At 32.5% G+C, this 19,532-nt stretch carries 14 protein-coding genes and 1 pseudogene; 4 read left to right on the top strand and 11 right to left on the bottom strand.

Annotation, left to right across the window (positions count from 1 at the left end; translation table 11 throughout):
* Positions 1-249: 249 nt before the first annotated feature.
* The 3 genes and pseudogenes from ES044_RS11850 to kduI all read right to left on the bottom strand — a co-directional run bounded on the left by ES044_RS11850 (position 250) and on the right by kduI (position 3,272).
* On the bottom strand, positions 250-1,425 hold the full coding sequence (locus ES044_RS11850; RefSeq protein WP_147118034.1) for a DUF4861 family protein: 1,176 nt from the start codon (positions 1,423-1,425) through the stop codon (positions 250-252).
* Positions 1,426-1,615: 190 nt separating this feature from the next.
* A pseudogene (locus ES044_RS11845) lies at positions 1,616-2,407 on the bottom strand (gluconate 5-dehydrogenase).
* A gap of 19 nt (positions 2,408-2,426) precedes the next feature.
* Positions 2,427-3,272: a 5-dehydro-4-deoxy-D-glucuronate isomerase gene (gene kduI / locus ES044_RS11840; RefSeq protein ID WP_147118033.1), complete on the bottom strand. Its 846-nt coding sequence runs from the start codon at positions 3,270-3,272 to the stop codon at positions 2,427-2,429.
* A gap of 176 nt (positions 3,273-3,448) precedes the next feature.
* Between kduI and ES044_RS11835 the strand changes: the two genes are divergently transcribed.
* Positions 3,449-4,477, top strand: a complete 1,029-nt coding sequence (locus tag ES044_RS11835; RefSeq protein WP_147118032.1) for a LacI family DNA-binding transcriptional regulator — start codon at positions 3,449-3,451, stop codon at positions 4,475-4,477.
* 56 nt (positions 4,478-4,533) lie between these two features.
* Complete coding sequence (locus ES044_RS11830; protein ID WP_147187191.1) at positions 4,534-4,947, top strand: two-component regulator propeller domain-containing protein; 414 nt, start codon at positions 4,534-4,536, stop codon at positions 4,945-4,947.
* A 201-nt stretch (positions 4,948-5,148) separates the two neighbouring features.
* On the opposite strand, the gene selD is transcribed toward ES044_RS11830, so the two are convergent.
* Entirely contained in the window at positions 5,149-6,189 is a 1,041-nt protein-coding gene (gene selD, locus ES044_RS11825) for a selenide, water dikinase SelD (RefSeq protein WP_147118030.1), read from the bottom strand.
* Entirely contained in the window at positions 6,182-7,216 is a 1,035-nt protein-coding gene (gene mnmH / locus ES044_RS11820; RefSeq protein ID WP_147187189.1) for a tRNA 2-selenouridine(34) synthase MnmH, read from the bottom strand. The genes selD and mnmH overlap by 8 nt, the downstream gene beginning before the upstream one ends.
* A 426-nt stretch (positions 7,217-7,642) precedes the next feature.
* Between mnmH and ES044_RS11815 the strand changes: the two genes are divergently transcribed.
* Both ES044_RS11815 and ES044_RS11810 read left to right on the top strand, forming a co-directional pair.
* Complete coding sequence (locus tag ES044_RS11815; RefSeq protein WP_147187187.1) at positions 7,643-8,107, top strand: (2Fe-2S)-binding protein; 465 nt, start codon at positions 7,643-7,645, stop codon at positions 8,105-8,107.
* A gap of 107 nt (positions 8,108-8,214) precedes the next feature.
* Positions 8,215-10,431, top strand: a complete 2,217-nt coding sequence (locus ES044_RS11810) for a xanthine dehydrogenase family protein molybdopterin-binding subunit (protein ID WP_147187185.1) — start codon at positions 8,215-8,217, stop codon at positions 10,429-10,431.
* A 7-nt stretch (positions 10,432-10,438) separates the two neighbouring features.
* Here ES044_RS11810 and ES044_RS11805 read toward each other — a convergent pair whose 3' ends face one another.
* The 6 genes from ES044_RS11805 to ES044_RS11780 all read right to left on the bottom strand — a co-directional run.
* Positions 10,439-11,581, bottom strand: coding sequence for a cytochrome-c peroxidase (locus ES044_RS11805; protein ID WP_147118026.1), 1,143 nt, complete (start codon positions 11,579-11,581; stop codon positions 10,439-10,441).
* Between the two features lie 5 nt (positions 11,582-11,586).
* On the bottom strand, positions 11,587-13,074 hold the full coding sequence (locus tag ES044_RS11800) for a hypothetical protein (RefSeq protein ID WP_147187183.1): 1,488 nt from the start codon (positions 13,072-13,074) through the stop codon (positions 11,587-11,589).
* Positions 13,061-14,509: a RagB/SusD family nutrient uptake outer membrane protein gene (locus tag ES044_RS11795; protein ID WP_147187181.1), complete on the bottom strand. Its 1,449-nt coding sequence runs from the start codon at positions 14,507-14,509 to the stop codon at positions 13,061-13,063. Before ES044_RS11795 ends, ES044_RS11800 begins: the two co-directional genes overlap by 14 nt.
* 2 nt (positions 14,510-14,511) lie before the next feature.
* On the bottom strand, positions 14,512-17,514 hold the full coding sequence (locus ES044_RS11790) for a SusC/RagA family TonB-linked outer membrane protein (RefSeq protein ID WP_147187180.1): 3,003 nt from the start codon (positions 17,512-17,514) through the stop codon (positions 14,512-14,514).
* A 66-nt stretch (positions 17,515-17,580) separates the two neighbouring features.
* Entirely contained in the window at positions 17,581-19,044 is a 1,464-nt protein-coding gene (locus tag ES044_RS11785; protein WP_147187178.1) for a T9SS type A sorting domain-containing protein, read from the bottom strand.
* A gap of 16 nt (positions 19,045-19,060) precedes the next feature.
* On the bottom strand, positions 19,061-19,532 hold a 472-nt coding region (locus ES044_RS11780; protein ID WP_147119550.1), incomplete at its 5' end, for an IS66 family transposase.

Here is a 19,532-nt window from a genome sequence, read left to right as displayed (position 1 = left end):
TTTTAAAGTTTTCTGATGATTTATTTTTATACTTTAATTTCTAATTTTGTATAAGAACTCAATTCGAAAAATTTTGAAGTTATAAGTTAAAAGCAACTGCGTTACTATTCTTTTTTAAGAAGTAATGAATAGCTGATATTTGGGAATAGCAATCGTTAAAAGCAATAACTAGTGAAAGAAGCATAATCTGTAAGCATAAAAAAAAGGGATTGTATTGCTGCAATCCCTCTTTAAATTTTTTGTTTTTTCTTAATTGATACTCACTTCTAAAGGAGTATTAATCATACTAGAAAACGTATTTAAATAATTTTCCCATGCTTGTTTATTTGCAAACTGACCACTTTTTTTCCAGCCAAAACCTGCATAATAAACAACTTTATTATCTTTTACATTTAAATGCGCATACCCAGCACTTAAATCTTTGGTTTCAACATCATAATTTTCAAAGCTATTAAAGGTATTTTTTGAAGCAACAATTGCCGATCCTAATTCAGAATCTGCGTGAGGTTGCCAATAACTTACCCAACCATTTTCTGTATTACCAGAAATTTCACCATCTTTTTCGTGCAATGTTAATCCTGCAGAAATTGTATTCGTTCCAGAAATATGGGTAGAAAATTTAGAAAAATTATTTCCTAAATCTAAACTAATCGTTTTAGATTCTGTTATTTTATTGCCAGCAGCGTCCCAATCTTCATATTCTAAATAAAAACTAGTTCGTAATGGTCCTGTTGTAATGGTTCTCCATTTTGTGTAGTTTTTTGATAAATGATATTCTTCATCAATCTTCACCGCAATACCGCCAACACCCCTGCTTACACCCACATGAAAATCGTCTAAACCTTCACCAGTATCTTCATGATAACTACCAGTTTTATCTATCAAAGTTTCTTTGTACCATTTATTAATTACAGGATATTCTACTCTTTTTAACCAAGCATCAACACCACTAGACAAAGTTCCTCCCGGAATATTGTCTTCTATCATTTGTTGTGCAACAGGGCCATAAACTCTAAAAGCTACTTTGTTGTTTTCCCAAGTATAATCATCGGTTCTTTCTGGTACAAAACGAGAATAACACAGTTCGTCAGCTTCTGGTTGTTCAGCTTCGGTAAGGGTTACAACTTTAAAATTAGCAGATGTATTTGCGGCTATTTTTGGTTGAAATAACAATTCATCCATCATTCCGTCACCATCAACATCTACCAATTGTGTAATTTGTAATTCGCCAGTTTTCACATCTTTTATTCCAACAGTTTCAATAGCAATGGTATTTAAAGAAGATTTTTGAATTTCTACAACTTCAAGAGAACGTTCAATATCTAGTGAATTTTTTACTGTAATAATTGTTGCTTTTTTCTCTTGATTACAAGACAATAAAACGGTTACAACTAATACATAGGATATATTTTTTATAATATTCATAGTTTTATGGATTTATAATTATTGATGTTTTTTAAATGCAAATGCTAAAAGTTTTCGCAAAGTGCGCAGCGTCTTTCTCTGAAAACTACTAAAGGTCTCACAGGTTTTTAAAACCTATGAGGTCTTTACTAGTCTTACGGCAACTGAACACTGCCAACTGATTACTAAATACTTCCCAACTAAAACTGGTTTATTCATTCGCTGGTTTTCCAATAGTAGCTAAAATTCCGCCATCAACATACACAATATGTCCGTTTACAAAATCACTAGCTTTAGAACTTAAAAATATTGCAGCACCTTGTAAATCATCAGGATTTCCCCATTTACCAGCAGGAGTTCTACCTACAATAAAATCGTTAAAAGGATGTCCATCAATTCTAATCGGTTCGGTTTGACTTGTGGCAAAATAGCCAGGTCCAATTCCGTTTGTTTGAATATTAAACTTCGCCCATTCTGTAGCCATATTTTGAGTCAGCATTTTTAAACCTCCTTTTGCAGCGGCGTACGCTCCAACAGAATTTCTACCTAATTCGCTCATCATAGAACAGATATTAATAATTTTACCGCTTTTTCTGGCAATCATTCCTTTTACAACATGTTTAGAAACGATAAAAGGAGCTACTAAATCTACATCAACGACAGCTTTAAAATCTGCAACCTCCATATCTACTAATGGTGTTCTTTTTATAATACCAGCGTTGTTTACTTAAATATCGATGGCACCAACTTCTTTTTCCATTTTTGCAATAGCTTCAATCACTGCTTTTTCGTCAGTAACATTAAAAAGATACCCATGGGCATCCAATCCTGCTTCTTTATAAAGAGATACAGCTTTGTCTAATTTTTCTTGAGATGAATTACCCGTTACAATAATTTTAGCTCCGGCGTTTCCAATTCCTTTTGCCATTGCCATTCCTAGACCATGAGTTGCTCCAGTAATTAAGGCTATTTTTCCTGATAAATCGAATAAATTAATTGACATACTTTTATTTTTTTATTGATTACCTTAATTCATTAATTCTACAATGATCCATATCTCCATAATCTAAATTTTCACCTGCCATTCCCCAAATAAAAGAGTAACTACTGGTGCCAGAACCCGAGTGAATAGACCATGGTGGTGAAATTACCGCTTCGTTATTTGCCATCCAGATATGTCTTGTTTCGGTTGGTTCTCCCATAAAATGAGATACTGCTTGATCTGCAGAAATTTCGAAATAGAAATAAACTTCCATTCTTCTATCATGCACATGCGCTGGCATCGTGTTCCAAGAACTTCCTGGTTTTAAGGTGGTCATTCCCATTTGTAATTGACACACTTCTACCACACTATTTACAATGTATTTTCTTAAAGTTCTTGCATTTGCAGTTTCTGCTGATCCTAATTCGATAGTTTCAACATCATTTTTACCAATTTTTTTGGTCGGAAAAGCTTTGTGCGCCGGCGTAGAGTTCAAATAGAATAAAGCAGGGTTTTCTGCATCATCACTAGAAAATTCTACATTTTTATTTCCTTGCCCAACATACAAAGCCTCTTTATGTTCTAAAACATAATCAGTTCCATCAACAGAAACTTTACCTTTTCGCCCAATATTAATAACTCCTAGCTCTCTTCTGTCTAAAAAATTATCAGATTTTAAAGCATCTATAGTCTCTAGTTTTAATGCCGATTTAGTTGGCACTGCACTTCCTGTAATAAAACGATCGTAATGAGAATACACTAAATTAATAGTATTATGAGCCATTAAATTATCGATTAAAAATTCTTCTCTTAGTCTTGAAGTATCATAAGATTTAACATCTTTAGGAGATGATGCGTATCTATTACTGTAGTTTATTGTTGTCATTAATGTAGTATTTTAAGTGATTTTTTCTTTATTTTATACTACAAAAGTAATAAAAATTATTAAAATACAATCGATTGTATTTTAATAATTTTATATTTGCTGACCAAAGAGGAGACTATTATGTTTAAATTCACATAAAAATAGGAGCACTAATAATTAGAACGTATTCTTTAAAAATGAGTAATAAAGAGGTAACAATACATGATATTGCTGAAATACTAGGAATAAATAGTTCTACGGTTTCTAGAGCGTTAAATAATAGTACTCGAGTGGCAAAAAAAACAAAAGATAAAGTTTTTGAAAAGGCAGCCGAACTAGGCTACCAAAGAAATCATTTAGCTTCTAATTTACGAAAAAGTAAAACCTTTACTTTAGGGGTAATTGTGCCAAGAATATCGCGTCATTTCTTTTCATCTGCCATTGCAGGCATCGAAGAAACCGCATTTAAGGCTGGTTATACCGTTATTATTTGTCAGTCTTTAGAAAGTTTAGAAAGAGAAGAAAGTATTATAAATACCTTGTTATCAAATAGAGTAGATGGGGTTTTAGTTTCTATTTCTATGGAAACCAAAAACTATGATCATTTACAAGGATTAAAGCAAAGAAATATTCCGTTTGTTTTTTTTGATAGACACTGTGATATTGCCAACAATAGTAAAGTTGTCATTGATGATTTTGAAGCTGCTTTTAATGCTGTAGAACATTTAATTGCGCAAAAAAGTAAAAATATTGCACATTTTTCTGGTCCGCAAAATTTAGAAATTTATAAAAACAGATTTAAAGGCTATAAAGCAGCATTAGAAAAACACCATATTCTTTATAGAGAAGAATTGGTAATTTCATCTAGTTTAATGGAAAAAGATGGTGCTACAAACGTAAAAAAAATGTTAGCTTTACCGTATAAAGTAGATGGTCTGTTTTGTGCGAATGATGTAGTTGCTATTAGTGCTATTCAATATTTAAAAAAATTACACATAAAAATACCAGAAGATATTGCCATTGTAGGTTTTAGTAACGAGTCTATTTCATCGGTTATAGAACCAGCATTAACAACTGTTAATCAATCTGGTTTAGAGATTGGTGTGGCTTCTACAAATTTGTTGTTAGATAAAATTTCTGATAAAAGTAAGCAACAAACCCACAAAACAATTTTAGTGAAAACAAATTTAATTGTTCGTAAATCTTCTTTAAGAGACTCTAAATAATTTGTTATATTGACTTTTTTAATGGATTTTTGATGCTAATAAATGAAATACTGTAGATGAAAATTAAGAATATCCTATTTTTTCTCTGTTTTACTTTAGTGGTCATAGCCGCGAATAGTCAAGATTTTTCTAGCAAAAATCAGCTGCTAAAATTTAAACAATTCTCATTAACAGAGGGTTTATCTCAAAGTTCTGTGTTATGTATTCTGCAAGATTCTAAAGGTTTTATGTGGTTTGGTAAAAGAGATGGTTTAAATAAATATGATGGTCATACGTTTAAAACGTATCGCTATAATTACAAAGATAAAAATAGCATTAGCAATAGTTTTAAACGGTCTTTGGTGGAAGACAAAAATGGTGAAATTTGGATTGGCACTAATAACGGATTAAACAAATATGTGACTCACGAAGATAATTTTGAACGATTTAAACATAATAAATCTGATGATAGTTTAATTGATAAAATATAGTTAAAGAGGAAAACCTAAAATAACCAAAAATCAAAAAGATACAATATGACAAATGTTTAATTTAATGATATTGGCTTCTAGGTGGTTCATTATTATATCTTCTTTCTTGATAATGCTACCGCAGCCTCTCTAACCAACTGCTTTGGTAGATGCGCGTTTAACGCTCTATTTGTTTTAGTCTATAATTGACTTTTATAAATATTATTTTTCATGAATATATATTGGCAATTTAGATTTTTCTATAAGCTCGCCTATTGGTTCTGCATAAAGACCCTTGCTTTTGAGTATAGATTCAACTCTTTGAGAAGCCTCTTTTTTAACAGCAATTAATAATCCTCCACTCGTTTGTGGGTCACATAAAATATGTCGCTTTCTTTCATCTTCAAGCGTAAGTTTATGTCCATAGCTTTCCCAGTTTCTTAAGGTTCCTCCAGGGACACATTTTTTATCAAGGTAGCCATGAATTTCTTCGAAAATGGGTACTTTGCTATAATTAATGATGGCAGATACATTACTCCCTTCGCACATTTCAAGTAGATGGCCCATTAATCCAAATCCAGTTACATCTGTTAAAGCTGTTATTTCCTCAATTTCTGAAAGTTCCAATCCAACATCATTTAAAACAATCATTGAGTTCGCAGCAATATCTTTATGTTCATCAGTTAAAACACCTTTCTTTTGTGCGGTAGCAAGAATACCAATACCTAAAGGTTTGGTTAGATAAAGGATACTTCCAGATTGTGCTTGATCATTACGTTTTAGTTTAGAAATGGCAACCGATCCTGTAACTGCTAGTCCAAAAATAGGTTCTGGGTTATCAATACTGTGGCCGCCTGCAAGTATTATTCCTGCATCAGAACACGCTTTTCTGCCACCTTCCATTACTTGAGCAGCAACTTCAGGAGCTAGTTTATCAATGGGCCATCCTAAAATTGCAATTGCCATTAATGGTTTTCCTCCCATGGCATACACATCGCTAATAGCATTTGTAGCTGCGATTCTTCCAAAAGTGAAAGGGTCATCTACTATGGGCAAGAAAAAATCTGTGGTACTAATAATACCGATTCCGTTTCCCATATCGTACACTGCGGCATCATCTCTTGTATCGTTGCCGACTAAAAGACGTACATCCTCGATTTTTGGTGTGTTAGAAGCTAATATTGTTGTTAATACTTTTGGTGATATTTTGCAACCACAACCTGCACCGTGACTAAAGCTTGTTAATTTTATAGTTTTATTCATTTTTGTCATTTAGTAAGCTTATTAAAAAACCTGCTGTTTCTTTAGGGTTTATGTGAGGAACTTTAATTTTTTTAATTGTAGAATCCTCTCTTTTTTGCAATCCTTTTAAATAGTATTTGTCGTAATAGAAAAGCGTAATTTCTACAACTTTATAATAATTTTTATTTTCTAGCGCTTCTAAAGCTAGTTTCGTTCTATCGTGCCCTAGTCTTTTTGCTATTCTACGAATTGCTTCTGCCAATTTATCCTGATTCAGATTTGCGTACGTATCAACGAGGTGTTTTGTTCTTTCTGTAAAGGGGACATCTAAAAAATATACAGGCATCGTACTCATTGCTAAATAAAAAGCACTCGGAATTGATACTTTTCCAATAGAGCTACTTTCATCTTCAATCCATATTGGTTTATCAGGGTTTAAACTTCGTACTCTTGAAAATAGATTATTTTCAAATTGTTCAGTTGTTGGCTGTGGCGGAAGATCTATGCCTCCAAAAGCGGATCCTCTATGATTCGCCAATCCTTCTAAATCTATAACTTGCTGTCCTTTTGTTTTCAACGAATGTAGTATTTCAGTTTTGGCAGCACCCGTATATCCTCCTAAAATTTTAAGATTAAATGGTTGTTTAAAAAATTGTAACACATAATTTCTAAAAGCTTTGTAGCCTTTTTCAATAACATATACCTTTTTAAACTCGTTTTCAATAAGGTGGTCGGCAAAAGCATTACTTCTCATTCCTCCACGCCAACAATGTATAACAACTTCTTTTTTAGGAGCAATTTTAAGAGCACTAGTTATAAAGTCATCTAGTTTTGGTTTTACAAATTCGTATCCAATCTCAATTGCTTTTTCTTTTGATTCTTTTTTATAAGCAGTGCCAACTATTGCGCGCTCTTCGTCTGTAAATAATTCAATATTATGAGCATTGGGGATATTTCCTTTTGAAAACTCTCCTGGAGATCGAACATCAATAATGGGCACATGCTGTAAGTTTCGAAAATAAAAGTCTATTGATATGATTTGTTTCATTTTATATTTATATAATTTTCAAAGGCAACTTTTTGTGTTTAGATAATTGCTTTTTTTAAATAATTAAACCTAGTTTTAGCCCTAATTTACGTATTACTTTTGCTATCCTAAAAATTGAATTAATACGAGTTTTGATACCAAATAGTTTGACAAAAAGAATACGTATATATTAATTGTTTTAATGGTTTCAGTATAATTTATGAAGACCGCTTAACTCTTGAGCGGGTAATGGTTTAGCGTTTTTACTAAAACCTTAAACAAAAATAGGTGTTTATTTCGAGATACTCATGAGAGTATTCTTAATTATTTTACTGTATAAACTTCCTTATTTAAAATATAAATTAAGTGTTTTTTTTTGATAAAATTAAAATAAAAATATGACTACAAATTTTGTAACTTACCTCGATAATATAAAACCAGTTTTCTATGCCAAACTATACATTACAAATTAACGGAGAAAAAAAGTCGTTCACAGCAGATGAAGATACCCCTTTATTATGGGTTTTAAGAGACGAACTTAATTTAGTTGGTACAAAATTTGGTTGCGGTATTGCGCAATGTGGTGCTTGTACTGTGCATTTAGATGGCGTGGCTGTAAGAAGCTGTCAGCTGCAAGTTTCTATTTTAAGTGATGAAAAAATAACAACAATCGAAGGGCTTTCTACGGATGGTAAACATCCGGTTCAAGAAGCTTGGAAAGAGCTCGATGTGCCACAATGTGGATACTGCCAATCAGGACAAATTATGACAGCTTCTGCATTTTTATCCCAAAATAAAAATCCTTCTGAAGACGACATTAGAGAGGCTATGAATGGTAATATTTGTAGATGTGCTTCTTACAATAGAATTGAAAATGCAGTAAAAGTTGCATCAGAAAAAATGTCATCATAGAAAAGAAATTCTTCGAAACTTTATGAAGAGGAAAACCTTTAAATTGTCATCTCCGTAGCATATATACTCGACTAGATTGGGTAACGGAAATCTAAAAACTAACAAAAATGAAATCTCAAATAGATACAAATTTTAGCAGAAGAAACTTTTTAAAAACATCAGCTTTAGTAAGTGGTGGTTTATTAATTGGCTTCAACTTTTTAACGGCTTGTAAGGCAGAAGCTGTCATGCCAGTGGATATTGCCAGTCTAAATTTTAACGATTTTAACGCGTTTATAAAAATTTCTGATGAGGGTTATGTCACTATTTTTTCTCCAAATCCAGAAATTGGGCAAGGTGTAAAAACATCGATGCCAATGATTATTGCAGAAGAATTAGATATCGATTGGAAAAACGTAGCCGTTTCGCAAGGTTCTTTAGATACCAATAATTTTACAAGACAACTTGCGGGTGGCAGTCAATCTATACGTTTTGGTTGGGATGCTTTAAGACAAACAGGAGCAACAGCCAGACAAATGTTGGTAAATGCTGCCGCACAAAAATGGAATGTAGAAGCGAGTTCTTGCACAACATCAAAAGGAATAATTACCAATGCAAATGGAGATAAATTTGGATACGGAGAGGTTGTAAATGAAGCTGCTTTATTAGAGGTTCCTGAAGATGTAAAATTAAAAGAGATTAAAGATTTTACAATTATTGGTCAAGAAATTGTAAATGTAGATATTGATAAAATTATTACCGGGAAACCACTTTTTGGTTTAGATTATAAAGCTGACGGAATGTTGTACGCATCCGTTTTAAGACCTCCAGCTTTTGGTCAAGTTTTAGAAAGTTTTGATGCTACTGAAGCAAAAAAAGTAAAAGGTGTACTCGATGTTATTACCATAGGAGATAAGGTAAGAGATTACTTAAAATCTGGTAAAAGTAATTGGACGTTTGTAGTATCTGAAACAGATAAAGTTGTTGTGATAGCAGAAAACACTTGGGCAGCAATAAAAGGTAAGAAAGCACTTTTAGCAACCTGGAAAACGGTCACTGAAGCTGAAAGCACAGAAATGCATGATAAAGTTTTAACTGATATTTTAGATGGTGAAAAGTTTAATACAAGAAGAGAAGATGGTGATATCAAAAAAGCTTTTGCAAGTGCAGATAAGGTGATAGAAAAAACGTATCACTCGCCTTTTTTACCCCATAATTGTATGGAACCAATGAATTTTTACGCCAATGTAACGGCAGAAAAAGTACATTTAGCAGGTCCTGTACAAACACCAGAATACGCAGCACAAGTGGTTGCAGATTTGTTGGGGTATGAGCTGGATAAGGTTCATTTAGATATGACAAGAATGGGCGGTGGTTTTGGAAGAAGATTGTACGGAGACTTCGTGTACGAAGCCGCAGAAATTTCAGATGCAATTAAAAAACCTGTTCAATTAATCTCTACAAGAGAAGATGATATGACTACAGGTATTTATAAACCGGCTGTAAAGTATAGAATAAAAGCTGCTTTAAAAGACGGAAAAGTATCTGGATATTATCTAAAAGAGGCTGCTATTGGTGGCAGTATGTATGGTGCAATCTCTAACTTTTTTCCTGCAGGCTGTATTCCAAACTTTAAAGTAGATACAGAAAGCTATAAAAGCAATGTTACAACGGGAGCATGGAGAGCGCCTTACACAAACTTTTTGGCATTTGCAGAACAAAGTTTCTTTGATGAATTGGCCTCTGAATTAAATGTTGATACGATTCAATTGCGTTTAGATCTACTGCAAAATGTAAAAGGAACAACAGATGAAAAAATTGAATATTCTGGTCAAAGAATGGAGGACACTATTAAATTAGTGAGAGAAAAAGCCAATTGGGGTAAAACAGAAGAAGGGGTTTATCAAGGTTTTTCTGCTTATTATAGTCATAATACACACGTTGCAGAAGTTGCAGATATTGTTTTAAAAGACGGTTTCCCTGTACTTAAAAAAGTTACAGTTGCAGTTGATTGTGGTATAGTTGTAAATCCTACAGGAGCAAGAAATCAAGTTGAAGGTGGTGTTTTAGACGGTATTGGGCATGCGATGTACAGTGATTTTTCTTTTAAAGAAGGAAAACCAGAATTCAAAAATTTTGATACGTATCGTTTAATTAGAATGCAAGAAACGCCAAAAGTAGTGGTTCATTTTGTAGAAAATAACTTATCACCAACAGGTTTAGGAGAACCCGGTTTACCGCCTGCAGGTGGTGCTGTTGCCAATGCAATTCATGCAGCTTTAGGCAAGAGATTGTACCGACAGCCCTTTATAAAAGAGTTAAATAAAAGTAGTGTTTTAGGATAATAACCAATTATTCTTTTGGCATTTTTGAAATATTTACTCGTTGTGTTCTTGTAGATAAAGTTTCCATGAAAGCAATAACTGCTTTTACCTCTTCTCTTGTTAAATCGAGTCTTTTTAATAAGGTAGAGGTTTTTGGTATTAAAGAATCTCTACCTTTTCCTACGTATCTTTTTTGAATAGGAGCAGGGTTCCCTAAATTATAAAACTCTACAACATCTAATAATGTTGGAAAATGACCATGATGCATCCAGGGCCCTGTTTCACTAACCTCTCTTAAAGTAGGCGTTTTGAACTTTCCTAAATCATCTAAATTTTTTGTTGCATAATATTTGCCAAAATCTTCGTCTTTTGTGCCAAATAAAGCCTGCCCATCGTTATGAAATTGGTTATCGCTAAAATAAGGTGTATTGTGGCAGTTTAGACATCTTGCTTTTGTTCTAAATAAATGCAAGCCTAAAACTTCTTCATCTGTAAATAATTCTTTTTTACCTTTTATAAAACGATCAAATTTGCTATTTCTACTAACAATTGTTCTTTCATAAGTTGCAATTGCTTTTAAAATTCTATCTAAAGTAACTTCTTCATTGCCAAAAGCTTTTTTAAACAAAGTTTTATACCCTGTAATTTTGTCAATATTGTTAACAGCAATATTGGTATCGGTATTCATTTCTGCAGGATCTGAAATAGGAAACGAAGCTTGATCCTCTAAACTGCTTGAGCGTCCGTCCCAAAATAAGGTATGTGCAAAAGCTACATTTTTAATGGTCATGGCGTTGCGGTTGCTGGTCAATCTATCGTGTCCAAAAGAACGGGTAATATTATCTGTCCAACCCAATTCTGGATTGTGACAACTTGCACAAGCAACTTGACCGGTTTTAGACAAACGTGCATCAAAAAACAAAAATTTACCCAATTCTTTTTTCTCTTTAGAATACGGATTATCTTCTGGGAATTTTACTTTTGGTAATAAACCAATATCTTGAAATTTACTTTTATCAATTAAAGAATCTAACATTGGTGCTGGCCATTTAGAAGTATCTGTTTGGGCATAGACCTCTCTTAAATAACGAATGTCTGTATACGTATCTTCTTTTTTTTTACAATTAAAAAGTAGTGAAACTGTGAGCACTAAAAAAACGATTTTTTTCATCAAAATTAAATTTGAATAGGTTCAAAACAAGCATCAATATTTAGAGGTTCTTCAGGCTCTGGTTGCAAAGATAAATTAAAATAAACATAAGGTAATGTTTTTACAGTGCCGTTAATTTCAGAAAAATCGAAGGTAACATCGATGTCAATTCGCCATAAATTTGTAGCAATATCTAAAACTTTATAGGTTCCGGTTCCTAAGATAGGCACGTTATAACTTTTACCATCGGTTCTGCTTACAATAATTAAATTTTGTGAAACTACAGAAACGGTTCCAAAGGTTTCACTATTTCCTGCATCAGGAAAAAACTCTAAAGCTTCAATAATATTTAGTCCCGTAGAATTGTCTGAAGACTCACCAATTAACAGACTTTTTAATGCAAACGGCGTTGTTGTTCTTCCTGAAATCGGACTTACCATACCAATTCTGTATCTATGATAATACACGTCATCTGAAGTCTCTGGCGTACTTTCTCCTTCCACTTGAATAGCGTTTGGATGATTCGCCATAACAACAACAGGTACAGAAAATACATTGGTATTAAACCACTCACATTGTCCGGGAAATTCGTTGTCTGGTCTCCAATATTCTCCTCTTAATCGATAATTTGCTTCGTTATCATTATAAAAATTACCAGCAATATTTAACGAATTACTTCTGTCTGCATTAAAAGGTTTGTTAATTTGAAATGTCTTAATCGCACCTTTCGCATAGTTATCAATTTGTTCCAAATTTAATAAGGCATCAAAAGAGGTGTCTTCTGATAAATTTTCATTTAAGGTTGCTGTAAAGCTAATTTCTCTGTTTGATGTAATTTGCTTTCGTATCGTAGTCATATCAAAAGCATTCGATATTTTAAAGAGGTTTTTACCCGTAATTTCCGAAGCTAAAAACCCGTTAGGAAATAATATTTTAAAATCGACAATACTGCCTTTTATACCCGCAATTTCTGTACGATTTTTCTCAAAGGTGTAAATGGTCTCTGATGTTGGTAAAAAATCAATTTTTAAAGTACTGTTCTTGTTTTCATTGTCAATGCCAATCTGTATTTTTTCATTGCTGATATTGGTTATTTCAAAGCGTATTGATCCTTTATTATCATATGTGATTCTGCTCGTGTGCTGCACAAAAATAGTGTCGACTAATTTAGTTTTTGTAAACGTAAGTTGTTTGTTTTGAGGTGTGATGATAAGATCACTTTCAGATAAATTACCTGCAAATTGTTGGGTAAAATCAACCGTAATATTTTCAGAAGTTACAGTGCTTACCGCAACGGGAATTTTTAAAACTCTAAAATTAGTTTTTTCATAGGATGAAACAGCTTGCAAACCACCACTAATTTCAGGATATTCTAATACCTGATTGTTGTTATTCACCAACATAAAAAAGCGCACAAAACTATCGGTTTCTGAATTAAAAAGTTTTGAATCTTCGTCATTTGTGCATCCTAAAAAAAAGACCAAAAAAAGCAATAAAAATTTAATACCCTTCATTTTGTTTGATGTTTTGATTTAAAGAAATACTAGAAAACGGAATCGGCAATATATAAAAGTTGGATGGATACTTTAAGTTGCAAACAATTGCAATACAATCTGAACTCCGTTCGATATCTTTTTGATAACGCGCAATATCAAATAATAAATGTCCTTCAAAAGCCAACTCTTTTCTGCGTTCTAAAAAAATGTTTTCTAAAATAGTATTGGTATTATTTAAAATAGCTGTATTGGCTCTTTCTCTAATAATATTCAAATCATTTAATGCTAAATTATTGTTATTTAACCTTGCATTTGCCTCCGCCCTAATTAAATACATTTCTGATAAACGAAGATATAAAGTACCCGCATCGTCTTGAAATTTTTTAGTAAAATTATAATTTATTGGTAATAAAACGCCGTTAATATTTGTGTTTAGGGGTTTTTCTAAAAACATATTTGCTCTAATATCTTGGGGTTCATACAGGTTTAAAAGAGCTATAGAAGCTACATAATCTGCATAGTTATTAGCATTCGTATACGAAAAATTTGAGGCTGCAATAGATGATGAAACACTGCCTTCTGTAGTTGTTGGTGCAGCAAATTCTAAAATAGTTTCGCTAATCGCATCCACTGGTTTTTCCCATTCAGAAATGTAGGTATTTTTAGGAAGTAACGAAATTCCAGAAGTTGTAATTACTGTATTTGAAAATTCCTGTGCTTTTTGCCAATCGTTCATTTGTAAGGCAATTCTTGCGTACAATGCCTGTGCAGCCATACTATTAAAATATGATTTTTCTATACCACCTAATAATTGCGTGTTGTTGTATATTAGTAATGCATCCTCTAGATCTTTTTGCAATAAAATATAGGTTGCTGCCATGGTTTCTCTCGCCGGAAAATCTACACCTGCAATTAAGGTATTCGTTACATAAACAATTCCTAAATGAGATGCATCAGCTGTAAAATTATAATTTTGTGCAAATACCAAGCTCACTTGATAATGTGCCAACGCTCTTATCGTTAATAATTCTGCTTTTAATTGATGCAGTTCTTCCTCTATCAAAAAAGAAAAATCAACAGAACGCTCTAAAATTAAATTTACTTGATTGATAACTTTATACCAATCATCATAATAATCTTCAAAATCTAAGTCATTTTCATTCGCATTAAAATTGTAGACATTTTCAATATTTTGAGGAACAATGATATTTTTTTGGGTACCAAAAGGTGTAAACGTAATATTACCACCCAAAGCATCTGCATAGCCTGCAAAGTTTCCTGATAAAATAGCTTCTACATTTCGGTAAACCCCAGCATACGCCTCTAAAACTCCTTGTTTTGTTGACAACTGCTCATCAATAGAAATTTGTAAATCGGGTTCTTGATTTAAAAAACCGCTACAAGAATAGAGTCCTAAAAAGAATATGATACTGTATAGATACTTTTTTTTCATGTTTAAAAACTTGTATTTATGCCTACAGAAAAGGTTCTCATCTCTGGATACGCACTCCTAAATTCAGCGACGCCGTTTTTATTTTTTGGTGATTTACTCACAAACCAATAGTGCAAATTAGAGCCATTTACAAAAATACTTACTGTTTTTAGCGGTATTTTAGTTTTATAAACCGGCAGTTGATAACTTAAATTTACGGCGTTTAATTTAATGTGTGAAGCATCAAATAAATATTTAGAAGCGTTTGAAATAATTCTATTATTGTTGGCAATTAAGGGGTAATTTGCAATATCACCTTGTTGTTGCCAAGCTTCATCAAAAGTATTTACACTTAAGTTTCTATTAAAAAGTACTCTGTAATTATCCACTAAATTCCGATCAACTAAAATATCTTGTCCAAAAGCATACGATAGTGCCACACTTAAATTAAAATTTTTGTATTTGAAAGTGTTTCTCAATCCACCAAAAAAATCGGGTTGAGAATCGCCAATAGGTTTCCAATCTACATTTGTAAAATTTTCTGCAACAGAACTACCGTCGTATATATTGCCATTTACGTTGTATAATTCTCTACCATTTGCAGGATCTATTCCGATGAAATCAAATCCCCAAATAGTAGAAGTAGCAAAGCCAATTCTTTGAGCTCTGGCATTTTCTGCGCCAGAAAATTCAGAACCTAAACCAGATAGTGAGGTAACTTTATTTTCGATTTTTGTGATGTTAAAGTTTGTAGACCAATTAAAATTTTGGGTTTTAAACCAATCTGCACGTAAAGAGAACTCAATACCTTGATTGTACATTTCTGCGCCATTTATTTGTACCTGATTATAACCACTTTCTGGTATCACATCTCTCGACGTAATAATATCTTTTCTATGATCTCTAAAAAATTCTAATGTTGAAGAAAAAATAGATAAGAAATTAACATCTAAACCGATATTAAATTTTATGTTTCTTTCCCAGCCTAAATTAGGATTTGGAGCAGTTATGGGTTCTGCATAGTTATTGCCATTATAGCCATTAAAAAGAAATCTATACAAACCCAACGCTCTGTAAGAGCCAATTCTTGAGTTACCGGTAGAACCAAAGCTAGAACGTAATTTTAAAAGATTAATGGTTTTAGATTTAAAAAAAGATTCGTTACTTAAAATCCAAGCTGCACCAAAACCACCATTTAAAGCGGTGTTTTTATCAGTACCAAACGCAGAACTTTGGTCAACTCTAAAATTAACTAAGAGGTAATACCTTTTATCAAAATCGTAATTAAGTTGAGAAAAAACAGATCTCCCTGTGTTTTGATTGCTATCGGCAACATAATCTTGATCTGCTGCTAAATTAATGGGTTGCGGACTGTCAAATATTTCAAAATCATCGCCTCTTGCGTACGAGAAATTAACTTTTTCTTGTCTGGTTTCTATCCCTAATAAAGCATCAAACGTGTGTTTTTCGCCAAATTTTGTATCGTATAAAAGATTTGCGTTCCAGTTCCATCTATTCGTGTTTCTATCTCGTAATAGTCTTCTGCCAATATCACCATCATTAAATTGGCCAGAACCATTTGCGCCAGAGAAAAAACGATCTTCATCTTTTTGAGAAAAATCCATTCCGAATAAAGTACTTATTTTTAAATTATCTTTTAGTTGATAATTTAAAGAAATGCTCGTTAAAAAGGCATTGGTAATTGCTTCATTTCTATTCTGATTAGCAACTGCTAACGGATTGCCATAAATAGGAATCGTACTAAAATTACCGTTATCTGTATACGGAGCAATGGTTGGTGCCAATGCAAAATTATACAAAGTATTTGGTGTGTTTTTAGTAACGATAGAGGGCGAAAATCGAATGCTAGCATTCCATTTTTCTTTTCTATAATCCAACCCAAAACTAGTATTTAATCTTTTTAAACTATTATTTTCTTGGGCTTCATTATTTATTTGATAGCCAATATTTGCTCTATATTTCCAGTGTTCTGTGCCGCCAGAAATTCCAAAATTGTAGTTACTGTAAGTGCCTGATCTGTTTAATAAATTTTGCCAATTGCTGTCTACGCCATTCCAAGTTTGCACGTTATTAACATCACCATTATTTAAATGATAGGTATTGATGATGTGTTGATATTGTTCGCCATTCAAGTATTTAAATTGATTTATGGGCGAACTAATACCTGATTGATACGAGGCACTATACCGTAACTTTCCTTTTTTGCCAGATTTTGTAGTAATAATAATAACACCATTTGCCGCATCTGCACCATATAAACCAACAGCTGCTGCATCTTTTAAAATGTTAAAACTTTCTATATCTTGTATGCCAATCCGTGCTAAAGGATTTAAAATATTTTCTGATAAATTACCAGAACCAGCATCAAAAAAATTACTACCATCAATGCCTATTTCTTCTGATAAAATAATGCCATCTACAATAATCAAAGGTTGTGTAGACGTACCAACAGCATTTGCAGTTAACGGTGTTAAGGAACCTTGTCCTCTAATATTTATTTTTACTTCTTCGCCTAAACCCGCGCTTCTTTCTATGTAAACACCTGCGGCTTGCCCTTCTAAAAGTTCATCAAAAGACGTAACCACCTGTTCAGTAATTAATTCTTTTGCTTTTATATGTTCGATACTACCAACAATGTCTTGTTTTAATTTTTTAGTTCCGTAAGAAGAGGTAATTATAATTTCGTTTAAATTAGAAACATCTTCTTTTAGTTTGATGGTAAAAAAAGATTTGGAATCGATTTTAATCTCTGTTGTAATAAAACCAACATAAGAAATTTGTAAAACAACATTTTCAATTTCTTCTTTTGATTTCACGATATAGGAGAATTTACCGTTAAAATCTGCGGTGACTCCTTTTTTAGTTCCTTTGATAAAGATAGCTGCGCTGGGTAAAGGTTGATTTGTTGCGGCTTCTAAAACGACGCCAGAAATTCTTCTTTCTTGCTGACTAAAAGAAGAAAAAGAGAAGAATACTAAAAAAATTAAGAGCTTTAGTTTTATCATATTAAAAGAAAAAACTTCGGTATCCTTAATTTTAAGGATATCGAAGTTGTTGTATATTTTGAGTGTTTATTCCACGATAATTTTTTGTGTTTTGCTTGCAGAGTTGGTAATCAATGTTAATAAATACATTCCTGAATTTAAATTGTGTTGAATGGTATTATCAATTAAATTTCCTTTGATCAATTGTTTTCCGTTAATATCTGAAATAGAAAACGCTATTTCATCACTTAAATTATGAGAAATATAGATTTTGTTTTTAGATGGGTTAGGGTATATAGAAATTGAATTGAAAGCAACGTTTTGAATACTTAATGTTGATGGATCTAATTTATATAATTCTCTACCAGTATCACTACTTGATTCTCCTTCAAAATAAATTGCATCTTGGTAAACGACTAAATCATCTGCAATGGTTGTATTGTCCAGTTGTTCAATTGTTGTACCGTTAGTTCTGTACAAATAATCAGTAGTACTATCATCATTTTCACCGGCATAATATACGTATCCATTATGAGCAACAAAATGAACAGGGTTATGGTCTTTACCGTCAATCTTACTAATATTTGTTACTGTATTTAGTGCAGGATTAAATACCCAAAGTTGATCAGAAGTATTGTCATTTCCTTCAAAAAATAATGTATCATTCCAAGCATACAAGTTACTTACACCAGAAATATTTGCTGTTTCTGCTGCAGAAACTTTTATAGTTCCTGTTGTAGTTCCATCAGTTTCCCACAGTTCGCCTTCTGCTTCAAAATATACTTTATTATTTAGCTCTGTTAAGTTACTCACAGATGAATTTTCATCACCCGGATCTATATCTGCCAATAATGTATAGGTTTGATCTGTAATATTATAAACAAAAGGCTCAAAATTAGATCCGTTTGCATCTGTAGAACCTCCAGCCCCATCAGTGACCAAATATCTCATATATAATATGATTAAATTATCTCCTAATTTACTGAAATTTCCTCCTGAAATTTGCGGAAACCCATTGCCAGAGTCGGGAACAGCGCTAAAATCGGTACCATCAAATTCATAAAAAGAGTTGTTACTATCTACGACAGTTTTACCAGTAGTATTCGACATGTATACTTTATTGCCAATAACTTTTGGATTAAAAATTGAAAAACCATTATTAGTACTTAAGGTTCCAGCCACAGTGCCATCTGATTCAAATATTCTTGAACCAGCTACAGCGTTGTCCCAGGCAGTAAAATATAGTTTTTCATTAAATTCTAAAAAGTTTCCAAGACTACCATTAGAGGTTCCTGTTCTAAAATCTATTCCAAAGTATTTTGTGCCTTCTGTGGTACCGTCAGTTACCCAAAGTTCTTTTCCGAAATCAGTTCCATTGGTATTAGTGCCAGTTTCATCTTCTGCATAAAAATAAAGAACATCGTTATAAACGTAAAAATTTGTTGGGTTTCCATCGTCAGAGCCTGTGTTGATGTCTTTCATGAGACTAATTTGCGCACTGACAGAAAAAGTTAGAGAAAAAATCCCTAAAAAAAGTAATTTTTTGAACATATTATAAATTTTGTAACTATTCAGCCTTTAAAACAGCAATAGTTTTAAAAGCAGCGAAAATATTTTGACCATTCTTAATACAGGTATCTGTTACTGATCTAATAACTGCATATATCTGTGCACCATTTTCAGTTTTAAATTGACCTGATACTTTTTGTTTTACTTTCACATTTCTAATCGCTCTTTCTGAAGCATTATTATCCGAAGGCACATTATAATGGTCAAGAAAAGTAAGAATATACTCTTTGTATTTTCTCATTCGTTTATGAAAAGCACGGAGTTTTTTCTGCTTTTCAACAAGTGGTTCTTCTAATAAATTATCTAAATTATTTTTTAGTCTATCCCTTTCTGCTACTGGGAATTTATAACATTCTTGTTTCAATTTTTTCTTTAGTTCCAAAGCATCATAAAGCATTCTTTTAAAATTTGTAGCCCAATTGGATTCAAAACGTTGTTCAAGAAATATAAGTTCTCTTAATAAATGTGCA

This window comes from Polaribacter sp. IC066, assembly GCF_007997085.1.
GTDB lineage: Bacteria > Bacteroidota > Bacteroidia > Flavobacteriales > Flavobacteriaceae > Polaribacter.
Note: the sequence above shows the minus strand (reverse complement) of the source record. Positions and strands in the feature narration are given on the sequence as shown.